This window comes from Porphyromonas bobii, from assembly GCF_943169685.1.
GTDB lineage: Bacteria > Bacteroidota > Bacteroidia > Bacteroidales > Porphyromonadaceae > Porphyromonas > Porphyromonas pasteri.
In genome coordinates this window covers 51,362-63,108 of the sequence record NZ_CALPBU010000004.1, presented here as the reverse complement: position 1 = coordinate 63,108, position 11,747 = coordinate 51,362, and the positions used below count along the sequence as shown (strand labels likewise).

The 11,747-nt window shown below is 58.0% G+C and carries 8 protein-coding genes; 5 read left to right on the top strand and 3 right to left on the bottom strand.

The window, feature by feature from the left end; genetic code table 11:
* The first annotated feature begins 5 nt into the window (after window positions 1–5).
* Window positions 6–248 carry a hypothetical protein gene (locus KO088_RS05085; RefSeq protein ID WP_215493847.1) on the top strand — a complete coding sequence of 81 codons (243 nt, stop codon included), beginning with the start codon at window positions 6–8 and terminating at the stop codon, window positions 246–248.
* Window positions 249–336: 88 nt separating this feature from the next.
* Here KO088_RS05085 and feoB read toward each other — a convergent pair whose 3' ends face one another.
* From feoB to KO088_RS05070, 3 genes are all read right to left on the bottom strand, one after another.
* Window positions 337–2,484, bottom strand: coding sequence for a ferrous iron transport protein B (gene feoB, locus KO088_RS05080; protein ID WP_215493941.1), 2,148 nt, complete (start codon window positions 2,482–2,484; stop codon window positions 337–339).
* Entirely contained in the window at window positions 2,465–3,460 is a 996-nt protein-coding gene (locus KO088_RS05075) for a metal-dependent transcriptional regulator (protein ID WP_215493846.1), read from the bottom strand. The genes feoB and KO088_RS05075 overlap by 20 nt, the downstream gene beginning before the upstream one ends.
* 158 nt (window positions 3,461–3,618) lie before the next feature.
* The gene (locus KO088_RS05070; RefSeq protein ID WP_009433515.1) at window positions 3,619–4,482 is read right to left on the bottom strand and encodes a sigma-70 family RNA polymerase sigma factor; all 864 of its coding nucleotides are present in this window, start codon (window positions 4,480–4,482) and stop codon (window positions 3,619–3,621) included.
* A 958-nt stretch (window positions 4,483–5,440) separates the two neighbouring features.
* On the opposite strand from KO088_RS05070, the gene KO088_RS05065 reads away from it, so the two are divergent.
* From KO088_RS05065 to KO088_RS05050, 4 genes are read left to right on the top strand one after another with little or no spacing between them, the layout of a single operon-like run.
* Window positions 5,441–6,874 carry a TolC family protein gene (locus KO088_RS05065; protein ID WP_251419821.1) on the top strand — a complete coding sequence of 478 codons (1,434 nt, stop codon included), beginning with the start codon at window positions 5,441–5,443 and terminating at the stop codon, window positions 6,872–6,874.
* 54 nt (window positions 6,875–6,928) lie between these two features.
* Entirely contained in the window at window positions 6,929–7,963 is a 1,035-nt protein-coding gene (locus KO088_RS05060) for an efflux RND transporter periplasmic adaptor subunit (protein WP_215493845.1), read from the top strand.
* 18 nt (window positions 7,964–7,981) lie between these two features.
* Window positions 7,982–11,131, top strand: a complete 3,150-nt coding sequence (locus tag KO088_RS05055) for an efflux RND transporter permease subunit (RefSeq protein WP_215493844.1) — start codon at window positions 7,982–7,984, stop codon at window positions 11,129–11,131.
* A 15-nt stretch (window positions 11,132–11,146) separates the two neighbouring features.
* Entirely contained in the window at window positions 11,147–11,476 is a 330-nt protein-coding gene (locus KO088_RS05050) for a PG0541 family transporter-associated protein (RefSeq protein WP_251419819.1), read from the top strand.
* Window positions 11,477–11,747: the final 271 nt, after the last annotated feature.

The window sequence follows — 11,747 nt, the reverse complement described above, 5'->3', positions numbered from 1 at the left end:
GCCGTATGAAGTCGATCAAGCTCCGCGTCTTTCTACTCCTCCTCTATCTCGTTGTCCTCGGGGTCTACCTCTATCCCAAGGGCGCATCGCTCTCGGATCCCGCAGGCGTGCAGTGGCTCGCTGTCATGGGCGGTACGCTACTGGTCATCGTCCTGCTCTTCCTCGTGCTGCGCTACCGCGAGCGACGCCGTGATCATGCTGAGTACGGCTATTACCCTAAGGACGAAGAGGATAAGAAGGAGCGCTAACATCCTCCGATCCATCGTATAAGATAAAGGCTGAGCCCTCCCACTGTGGGAGGGCTCAGCCTTTATCCTATGGAGTCGTGACGCCCGTCTACGAGAGGAAGCGCCAGAGACCAGCCACGATGACCGTCGTGATGATCCCGAGGCCAAGGGGTAGAAGGACCGAGAGGAGCGTCCAGCGAATGCTGTGGGTCTCCTTATAGATCGTGTAGATCGTGGTGCTACAAGGGTGGTGCAGGAGGCAGAAGAGCATCATACAGACACCCGTCATGAGCGTCCAGCCACCACTCTGTAGGATAGCGAAGGTCTCTGCATCGCCACCCTCCATCAGCACGCCAGCATCGCCTCCAGCACTGCCGATGATCAGCGTCGTCAGCATCAGCACTGTGGGTATGACGACCTCATTTGCGGGGATAGCGAGGAGGTACGCGAGGAGGATCACGCCATTGAGCCCCATGAAGTAGCCCGGCGTGTCGAGTAGGCGAATGAGATGTGCTGCCACGCTCTCACCACCGATATGCACATTGCACGTCAGCCAGATGAGGGCTCCAGCAGGAGCGGAAAAGACGAGGGCACGCCAGAGGACGATGAGTGTGCGGTCGATGACCGAGGTATAGAGTGTACGCCAGAACTGCGGTGGACGGTAGGGCGGTAGCTCGAGGTGGAAGGTCGATACTTCGCCTCTCAGCACCGTGTGAGAGAGTACCCATGAGGAGGCGAACATGACCCCGATGCCCAGTAAGACGATGATGAGTACCGCACCGATGCTTGCCAGCCCAGCGTAGGCCGTCGGCACGGCAGCCCCGATGAAGAGCGAGGCTAAGAGGATCTGTGTAGGCCAGCGCCCATTACACACCGAGAAGTTATTCGTGATGATAGCGATGAGGCGCTCGCGCTCACTGTCGATGATACGGGTAGAGACGACGCCAGCAGCATTACAGCCAAAGCCCATGCTCATCGTGAGGGCCTGCTTGCCGTGGGCGCCACTGCGACGGAAGAGTTCGTCGAGATTGAAGGCGACACGGGGGAGATACCCGAAGTCCTCGAGGAGGGTGAAGAGCGGGAAGAATATCGCCATCGGCGGGAGCATCACCGAGATGACCCATACCGTGGAGAGGTACACGCCGTCGATGAGGAAGCCCGTCAGCCACCAGGGACTGCCCCAGCCAGCAAGTGTGGTCTTGAGGAAGGGATGGAGCGTCCCGACGAGGACATTGCTGAGGAGTGAGGAGGGATAGTTCGAGCCGATGATCGTGAGCCAGAAGACTCCACCCAGCAGGAGTAGCATGATGGGGAAGCCCCACAGACGGCTGGTAAGGATCCTATCCAGCCGCACGTCGAGTGGTAGACGGCCCGAGGCGTAGGCTTGCACGACGACCTCGGAGCAGATACGATAGGCATCAGCATAGATCGCTTCGGTGAGCTGGTCGTGGAAGTTCTCCCCAATCTCGATATGTACGCGACGGGCTAAGTCGAGTAGCTCAGGCTTGTCGAAGCGGCTGATGATCGAGGGATCTTCCTCGATGAGGCGGTAGGCTACCCAGCGACTATTTGGTACGGTGGGGTAGAGCCTCTGTATCTCGGCCTCGAGCGTGCTGATGGCTTGCTCGGTGCGCTCGGGTAGGCGGCTCTTGCGGTAGGGCGTGCAGGGGATCTCGCCGAGGGCTACTCCACGCACCGTCGCGAGAAGCGTGTCGATGCCCTTCCCTGAGCGTGCACTCGCCCCGACGACGGGGATGCCGAGGCGACGGGAGAGGCCGTTGAGGTCAATCTCGATCTTGTTGCGCCGTGCCTCATCGAGGAGGTTGACGCAGAGTACAGCCTTGTCGGTGATCTGGAGCACCTGCAGGAGGAGGTTCATATTGCGCTCCAGGCGGGTCGCATCCGCTACGACGACCGTCACGTCGGGGCGTGAGAAGAGGATGAAGTCACGTGCGATCTCCTCATCCTCCGACGTGGAGGATAGGGAGTACGTGCCGGGGAGGTCGACTATGGTATATACGTCGCCGGCGTAGGCGAACGACCCCTCGGCCTTACCTACGGTCTTACCGGGCCAGTTGCCCGTGTGCTGCTTGAGGCCGGTGAGGGCATTGAAGACGGTGCTCTTCCCCGTGTTGGGGTTCCCCGCCAGAGCGATGGTGAAGCGCGCATCCTCGGTGTGCTCGCCACGGCGCTGCAGGGTAGAGGCGGGGCAGGCGGCGCAAGAGGCGCAGGCGGAGTTATTCGGTTGCTGAGGCATGGGGACGTTGGATGAGGATGTATCGGGCCTGATCATGGCGTAGAGCGATAGCGGCTCCACGCACGATATAAGCCGTGGGATTGCCTAAGGGACTGTGCATGTCGATGCGGATCGAGCTACCACGCACGAAGCCGAGGTCCATGAGACGGCGGCGCATAGCTCCGCGGCAGGAAGGGGAGAGGCCGAGGATCGTGGCCTCTACACCCTCGGGCAGTCGGGTCAGACGTATCGTGTCTTCGGAATGGCTCTCCTTCAGCTCTTCCTCCTTGGCGGGGCGAAGGGTGAGAGCCACAAAGGCGAAGGTCGGGAGCTCTAAGGCTTCTCCTTCGTAGTAGATCTGTGAGCGGGCGCTCTCGAGGCGATTGAGTCGGAAGAGAGAGTCGCGTGTCAGCCCTGCGTCGATGAGTAGGCGGAAGCTCTCGGGCTCGTCGTCCTCGATGTGCTCGACGTAGTACCACTGACCTTCTGTTAGCTCTTCGATAGAGAGGCTGTGCGGTATAGCAGGCTCGGTACCTTGGCTCGTGGGGATGGGGTCGCCGTGTGGGTCGAAGAGCGGATTGCCCAGTAGGCGAGCGATACGCTCATGCTCACGCTCGGTGAGCTTATGCTCCTCGGCGTGGGCGATGCGGTGCCAGTCCTCGGGGGCATAGCCCGAGTGCTCGGCGAGATAGAGCTCGTAGAGGCGGTGGGCACGTGTCAGCTCGAGGGCACGCTGTCGGCCCGCTTCGGTGAGGCGCAGGGCTCCAGGCTCGGTGAGTCCCTCGCGCTCCAGCTCACGCTGTAGGGCTTCGAGTTGCTCGGGTGAGAGGTGAAGGTCGCGCGAGGTGAGGCGATCGGGAGCCTTACCTGTGCTCTTCTCGTGGTCGTAGAGCTGCTTGAGGAGGTCCTCCGCCTCGGTCTTGCGCGTGAGGCGCTCGGGCAGGAGGTGCAGACGCTGGAGGTAGCTGACCAGATCGAATGTACGGCGTCGCTTCATAGATCTTGGTATGAAGAGGAAGGTGTGCCCTGTGATGTGGGGCAACAAATGGGCTAAAAAGAAGAATGGCTACGCACGAGAGCCCGTGCGTAGCCATATAGATGGGCGCCTTGCTTCTCCTGCCTTAGGGGGAGATGGGCGGAGGCGAATGTGAGGCGTTAGCCTAAGTAGGGCTTAAGGGAGGCGCAGAAGCTCTCCTGACGCAGACGGCGGATAGCCTTCTCCTTGATCTGGCGGACACGCTCGCGAGTGAGGCCGAACTTCAGACCGATCTCCTCGAGGGTCATCTCCTGACCACCACCGATACCGAAGAAGAGCTTGACGATCTCAGCTTCGCGCTCGGAGAGGTTCATTAGCACCTGATCGATTTCCTTCGAGAGGGACTCGTTCATCAGGGTGCGGTCTGCGTTGGGGGCGTCTTCGTTGACGAGCACGTCGAGGAGGCTATTGTCCTCACCATCGACGAAGGGAGCGTCTACGGAGATATGGCGACCAGATACCTTGAGGGTATCGGTGATCTTGTCTTCGGGGATGCCGAGCTCCTTAGCGAGCTCCTCGCTGGAGGGCTTACGCTCGTTTTCTTGCTCGAACTTAGATAGGGCCTTGGTGATCTTGTTCAGCGTACCGACCTGGTTGAGTGGCAGGCGGACGATACGGGCTTGCTCAGCGAGCGCCTGCAGGATGGACTGACGGATCCACCATACGGCGTAGGAGATGAACTTAAAGCCTCGGGTCTCATCGAACTTCTCTGCGGCCTTGATCAGCCCGAGGTTGCCTTCGTTGATCAAGTCAGGCAGGGAGAGCCCTTGGTTTTGGTACTGCTTAGCTACTGATACGACGAAGCGGAGGTTGGCACGGGTCATCTTGTCAAGAGCCTTGCGGTCGCCACGCTTGATGGCCTGGGCAAGCTCTACCTCTTCTTCGATAGTGATCAGTTCTTCTCGGCCGATCTCCTGGAGGTAGCGGTCCAGGGACTGGCTCTCTCTATTAGTAATCGACTTCGAAATCTTTAGCTGTCTCATTCTTCTTCTTCTTAATTGTCCGGCTCAGTCTGCTCATCGCCTCTCCTGTATGTGGAGTAGGGGACAAGACGACGAAGCCCACGTGACCCGCTCGGGGGAGTGTAGCACGTGCGACGGTTTACTATTCCTACTTATGCTTGCGAAGTCCGTGAAGCACTCATGGCATCCTATCCCTATCTCTATAATAATGGTGCTCCCTGTGTTGTCTTCAGTGGGGCACACCGACCTTACGAGTCCCGTGTCGTAGGGATGGATGGTGGAGCGCATCAAGGCATACGCGCACGACACCCCAGAGAGCATCGTGCACCTAATCAACTACAAAGATACCACATTTGTTTTATTTTGTGATGAGATTTTAGGGGTTCCGCATCAAAGTACCCTCCTCATTAGTAGGTCGTATTCCTCTTATCCAGCGGAGGGAAAAGTGTCCTTCTCGTGAAGAAAAAAGTGCCTTCCCGTAGTGGTATTCTTCTATCTATGTACGTAGTCTTAAAGACCAGGCACGTCAGTCCAAATATCCACGTACGTAGATATTAGAGCCACGTACGTAGTCCAAACTTATCTACCACTCGTCCACAACTTTTATCCCTACGCGGAGCAACAGTCTCATATTGGTCAGTGGGTGGATCTATATAGGTTCGCTGGCTGACCTATATAGATTCGTCTGGCGACCAATATAGGTCCACCCGCTGACCCATATAGGTTCATATCACCCCCTCGATGAAGTGGTGCTACCTCCCTTCTGGAGCCAAGGTGGATGACACTATGGGAGGGTAGAGGGTTCTCGCGTTTGGACGGGCTGTGTGCCGCAGGGAAATGAGCGGATGTTGTACCATATTACGCTAAGAATAGTCCATTCTTCGCTATTTGTATCTTTGTGTGAACGAACGTATCTCCCCTATGTTGTGAAGGAGAAGTACACCTCGTGTATGCGCGAGGACCTATTATTATATAATGTATGAGTAAGACGAATTCCCCGAAGCTTTGGCAGCCCGGTATGTGGGCCTTAGCGCTCGGGATCATTGCCCTGCCTGCGACGCTACAGGCGCAAGATAAGCCCGCCGAGACGGAGATGATCATCACCAAGGATCAGTTCTCCCTCACGCTCAATGATGCTGTACGCATCGCTCTGGAGATGAGTCCCACGCTACAAGCTACCCTCCTCGGTATCGACGGGGCGAAGTATGATCAGAAGAAGAATCGTGGCTCGCTCCTGCCGAAGGTCAGCCTCTCGGGCTCCTATGGCTATATGCTCAAGAAGCAGAAGGTCTACTTCGGTGATATGGGCGGCTCGGGCTCTCCCATGGGGAGCTTCTTCCCCGATGACGGGATCGAGATGGGGCAGACGCACTCTCTGCAGGGCGGTGTCAATGCGGGTATGGCACTCATCGCTCCGCAGCTCTGGGCTTCACTCAAGCTGGATAAGGAGGCCGTGGCGCTGGCTGAAGAGAAGGCACACGGCTCGAAGATCGATCTGGTGGCTGAGGTGAAGAAGGCGTATATGGCCGTCCTCCTCGCCCAGGAATCCCTACGCGTGCTGGAGGCGAACTATGCCAATGCACAGGCCAACTATAAGGATATCGCAAATAAGTACCAGCACGGGCTGGTCGCCGAGTACGACAAGATCCGAATGGAGACGCAGATGAAGAACGTCCTGCCGAATGTCGTGGCAGCACGTACCGCCGTGCGTCTTGCCGAGGCGAAGCTGAAGGTCGTGATGGGAGTGCCTCTCGAGACCCCCATCACCGTCACCGAGCATCTGGTCGACTACAAGGATCGTGTCTATCAGCACCTCCCTACCGAGAGTGCTGCGATCTCGCTACAAGACAATAGCACGCTGCGTCAGCTCGACCGCCAGGGACGCCAGCTTGATGCTGCACTCCACGTCAAGCGCATGGCCTACATGCCGACGCTCTCGCTGAGCTTTACCTATCAGTATAGCTTTGCTTCGGATAAACTCCATCTCGACGACCGCAAGCGCTGGAGCCCCTTCTCTACGATAGGCCTCTCGCTCGACGTGCCTATATATAATGGTGGTGCGCGTGGCAATGATGTCCGCTCCACCGAGGTTCAGATCCGTCAGCTGGCAGCTCAGCGTGTGGCTGCAGAGAGCCAGCTTCGTCTCGGGCTGATGAATAGCGTGAGTGAGCAGAAGACTGCCCTCGAGCAGTTCGTCTCCGCGCAGGATGCCGTGGCTACGGCAGAGCGTGGTCATAGTATCGCTGAGGTACGCTACAAGAGCGGTGCGGGTACCCTTCTCGAGCTGAATGATGCCGAGACCGCCCTCCTGCAAGCTCGTCTCAACTACAGTCAGGCCATCTACAACTATATGGTCGCTGTCTACTCCCTCGATGCTCTCAAGGGCGAGGGCCTTCCTGTGGAAGTGAAGTAACATCCCGTCCTTCCCTCTTTCCCATTGTACAAACTATAAGAATAAGATAAGAAGATGATCTCGCAGAAGACCATTAAGACCCTGAGCCTTGCCCTTTTGAGTGCTGGGCTCCTCGCCAGCTGCTCCTCCTCGTCCTCGAGTAAGGCTACCGAAGAGCAGAGTGCTGACACCGTTCGCCTCGTCGAGGTAGCTCCCGCAGAGATGCGTGCGCTGAACCTCTCGGAGGAGTTCACCGCCCAGCTCGAAGCTAAGGTGGTCAATAACATCACCGCGCAGGCTGGCGGTCGCCTCAAGCAGCTCCTCGTCAAGGTCGGTGACCGCGTAGGCGCTGGTCAGGCCGTGGCTCGTATGGAGGCTACGCAGGCATCACAGGCACAGATCCAGCTCGCTGACGCTAAGACGAACTTCGCCCGTATGGACGAGCTCTATAAGGTCGGTGGCGTGTCAAAGGCGCAGTGGGAGCAGGCTAAGAGTGCTGTCGATCAGGCGAAGCTCGCCTACGGCAACGCTGCGGAGAACACCGTGCTGCGTAGCCCCATCAGTGGCTTCGTCACGGCGAAGAACTACGACAATGGAGATATGACTTCTCCCCAGCTCCCTGTCGTCGTCATACAGCAGATTGCACCTGTCAAGGCTGTCATCGGTGTCTCCGAGCAGTACTACTCCTACCTGAAGAAGGGCGCAGCAGCGACCCTCTCTGTCGATGCTCTCGGCGAAGAGACCTTCAGCGGTATCGTCACGAATATCTTCCCCACGCTTGACCCCGTCACGCATACGGTATCTACCGAGATCGAGGTGGCGAACAAGGATCTCAAGCTCCGCCCAGGGATGTATGCCCGTGTGCACCTTGACTTCGGTACGAAGGAAGCCCTCACCGTACCCGACAAGGCTATCGTCCGTCAGGCTGGTAGCGGTGCACGCTATGTCTATGTCTTCTCTGGTGGCAAGGCCGTCTACCGTGCGGTAGAGCTTGGTCAGCAGCAGGGTGATCTCTATGAGGTCGTCAGTGGGATCAATGCTGGAGATCAGGTCATCATCTCTGCGCCATCTAACCTCAAGAACGGGCTCTCTGTCAAGCTCCGTAAGTAATCCAGCTAAGCGTCTGCTATGAGTATTTACGAAACCGCCGTACGGAAGCCCATCACTACCGCCCTGATCTATGTGGCGATAGCTGTACTTGGGCTCTTCGCACTCTCTCGGCTCTCCATCGAGCTGATGCCGAAGACCGAGACGACCAACGTGATGGTCGTCACCTCCTATCCCGGTGCCAGCGCTGCGGATATCGAGACGAATATCTCCAAGCCCCTTGAGAACTCGCTCAATGGTATCGACCGTCTCAAGCATATTACCTCGAAGAGTCAGGATAATTCCTCGGTCATCACGCTGGAGTTCCGTGCTGGTACCGCCATCGCGGAGGCTACGAATGATATCCGTGACAAGCTCGATGCGATCTCCGACTATCTGCCTGCAGGGGCTAAGAAGCCGACGATCTTTAAGTTCAGTACGAGTTCGATCCCCGTGGCTATCCTCTCGGTCGAGTCCGAGGAGAGTGCCTCGGGGCTGTCGAAGCTCTTGGAAGACCGTGTCAGCAACCGCCTGCAGCGCATCGATGGCGTCGGGACGATAAATATCTCTGGTGCCTCTAAGCGCGTCGTGCAGGTCTACTGTGACCCCACGAAGCTCGAGGCTTACCACCTCACGCTGGCGCAGATCTCGCAGCTCATCGGTGCGGAGAATGTGAACATCCCTGCGGGGCAGATTGACCTCGGCTCGCGTACCAATTCGATCCGCGTGCAGGGGGAATTCACTGATCCTATGCAGCTCGGCTCGATCATCGTGACGAGTGTCGGCGGGAAGGACATCTATCTGCGCGACGTCGCAGAGATCAAGGATACCGTCGGGGAGCGCCAGCAGGAGAACTTCGTCAATGGGAAGAGCGGTGCTATCGTTATGATCACGAAGCAGGAAGGCTCGAACTCAGTCGAGATCGCTCGCCAGATTCGTGCTGCCCTCCCCGAGATCCAGCAGAACCTCCCCTCGGACGTCAAGATCGGCTACCTCATCGATACCTCGAGCTTCATCGTCAATACGATCGATTCGCTCCAAGAGACCATCATCATCACCTTCGTGATCGTGGTGCTCGTCGTCCTCTTCTTCCTCGGGCGCTGGCGTGCTACCTTCATCATCGTCCTCACGATCCCGATATCGCTCGTCGCCTCGTTCATCTATCTCCTCGTCTCGGGGAACTCGCTGAACGTCATATCGCTCTCCTCGCTCTCCATCGCCATCGGTATGGTCGTCGACGATGCTATCGTGGTATTGGAGAACGTCACGACGCACATCGAGCGCGGGAGCTATCCCAAGCAAGCTGCCGTACATGCTACCAATGAGGTGGGTATCTCGGTCGTCGCCTCTACGCTGACGATGCTCGCGGTCTTCCTGCCGCTGACGATGATGCCCGGCGAAGCAGGGCTGATGTTCCGCCAGCTGGGGTGGAGTATCAGTATCGTGATGATCGTCTCTACGGCAGCAGCGCTCTCGCTGACTCCGATGCTCACCTCGCAGCTCCTGAAGCGCAATGAGAAGAAGAGCCGACTATCCGAGAAGATCTTCGCTCCTATCAATGCCTTCCTCGGCAAGCTGGATGCACTCTATGCTCGCCTCTTGGGCTGGGCCGTCCGCCATCGCCGTGCGACTGTAGCTATCGCCTTCGGGATCTTTGCCCTCAGCCTTGCGAGCCTCACCTTCATCAAGACTTCGTACATGCCGAAGCAGGATGTGGGCTTCATCGAGGTGAAGGCCGAGCTCCCCGTCGGTACCCGTGTCGATGAGACGCGTCGTCTGAGCCTCGACCTCGACAAGCGTATGCGTGAGGAGATCCCCGCTATCCAGACTGCATCCATGACGGTAGGGCAGGCTGGTGACGGCGACTCCTGGTCGCTCATGCAGGACAATGGCTCCAATATCATCTTGGGCTACATCGGTCTGCGTCCCCGCTCTGAGCGTACACTCTCGCAGGACGAAGTGTCTGATAAGCTCCGTAAGCTCCTCGCCTCCTACCCTGAGCTCTCTTCGTATAGTGTGACGACGGGCGGAGGTGCCAACGGTAATAATACAAGTGGTGTCACGCTCGAGATCTATGGTCAGGACTTCTCTGAGACCGATACCTATGCGCGTCAGCTCCGTGAGGAGATGGAGAAGAGCAGCACGACCTCGGGTGTCACCATCAGCCGTAAGGACTACGTCCCTGAGATTCGCTTCGTCTTCGACCGCCAGAAGCTCGCTGAGAATGGGCTGAACTTAGCTACGGCATCCTCCTATCTGCGCTCTGCTGTCAACGGGACCATCGCCTCGTACTTCCGTGAGGATGGGAATGAGTATGATATCCGTGTCAGCCTCACTCCTGGGGCTCGTCAGTCACTGCAAGACCTCTCCAACCTGCTGGTCTATACGCCGCAGGGTAAGACCCTTCGCCTCTCTGATCTGGGGCATATCGACGAAGCCTTCACGCCTCCTACCATCGAGCGTAAGGACCGTAGCCGTGTCATCACGCTCTCCCTCACGCCTACGCCTGGCGTCCAGCTGAGTGAGCTTGTCGGGAAGCTCAACGAGGTCCTCGCCGCTCACCCCGTACCCTCGGGCAATGTGAGCTACAAGATCACGGGGGCTTACGAGAGCCAGCAGGAGACCTTCGGTGACCTCACGACGCTGATGCTTCTGATCATTATGCTCGTCTTCATCGTGATGGCAGCACAGTTCGAGAGCCTTGTTGACCCCTTCGTCATCATGTTCTCCGTGCCCTTCGCCTTCTCGGGTGTCTTCCTTGGTCTCTTGATCACACAGGTGCCACTTGACACGATGTCGTTCATCGGTCTGATCATGCTCATCGGTATCGTGGTGAAGAATGGTATCGTGCTCATCGACTACATCCGTCTGTGCCGCGAGCGTGGTATGGGCGTCGCCAAGGCGGTGACGACCTCGGGTAAGTCCCGTCTGCGTCCTGTGCTCATGACGACGGCCACGACCGTCCTCGGTATGGTGCCTATGGCCCTCGGTATCGGTGAAGGCTCTGAGATGTGGCAGTCCATGGGTATCACGGTCGCTTGGGGGCTCTCGATCTCCACGCTGGTGACCCTCGTGCTCATCCCCACGCTCTACGCCGCTCTCGAAGCTCGTCGTATCGTCCGTGAGCGCAAGAAGCTCGAGAAGAAGCTCGCTACGCGCGCCGCAGAGAAGGCGCTTGCAGCCCAACACTAATTCCCCTACCACGCTATGGATAAGTATCAAATGTTCGCCCCCGAGCAGTCGATGAAGGCCGTCTTCATCACCTACAATCAGGCCTATCACGATATCATCGTGCGCCTGCTCACCAAGATGAGCCTCCGTGGTTACACCTCCTTCGAGCGGGCTCAGGGCCGTGGCTCGAAGACGGGGGAGCCACATATCGGTGACCACGCTTGGCCTACGATGAACTCGGCGATGTACGTCATCGCTCCCGAGACGCGTGTGCCCGAGCTGCTGGAGTGCCTGCGTGCGCTGGACGAAGCGACGCCTGATCAAGGACTTCGCGCCTTCGTCTGGGCCGTCGAAGCGATGATTTAAGTTCGCCCCTCGGCAGGCTACGGCCTCGCTTCCTTCCCTTTCTTACGGTATACGCCCCGCGCTGTGATCGCCCGATCCAGCGCGGGGCGTGTCGTATATATACGGGTGGGAGAGGGGCGGCTATTAGAGCTCGCAGCTTCGCTTCTATTGAGAGGGAAGAGACTGTTGCCGCGAGTCCTGACCTCTATTTAGAGTGCTAAGGCATCGGCGCCCAGCTCCCCGATATGCCTCTCCGAAGTGGCCACGCAAGCCCTTCACCTTATCGCGCGTC

Excerpts from the sequence above, each read along its gene's own strand:
- KO088_RS05085 (WP_215493847.1), top strand. The coding sequence starts at position 6 with ATGAAGTCGATCAAGCTCCGCGTCTTTCTACTCCTCCTCTATCTCGTT.
- feoB (WP_215493941.1), bottom strand. The coding sequence starts at position 2,484 with ATGCCTCAGCAACCGAATAACTCCGCCTGCGCCTCTTGCGCCGCCTGC.
- KO088_RS05075 (WP_215493846.1), bottom strand. The coding sequence starts at position 3,460 with ATGAAGCGACGCCGTACATTCGATCTGGTCAGCTACCTCCAGCGTCTG.
- KO088_RS05070 (WP_009433515.1), bottom strand. The coding sequence starts at position 4,482 with ATGAGACAGCTAAAGATTTCGAAGTCGATTACTAATAGAGAGAGCCAG.
- KO088_RS05065 (WP_251419821.1), top strand. The coding sequence starts at position 5,441 with ATGAGTAAGACGAATTCCCCGAAGCTTTGGCAGCCCGGTATGTGGGCC.
- KO088_RS05060 (WP_215493845.1), top strand. The coding sequence starts at position 6,929 with ATGATCTCGCAGAAGACCATTAAGACCCTGAGCCTTGCCCTTTTGAGT.
- KO088_RS05055 (WP_215493844.1), top strand. The coding sequence starts at position 7,982 with ATGAGTATTTACGAAACCGCCGTACGGAAGCCCATCACTACCGCCCTG.
- KO088_RS05050 (WP_251419819.1), top strand. The coding sequence starts at position 11,147 with ATGGATAAGTATCAAATGTTCGCCCCCGAGCAGTCGATGAAGGCCGTC.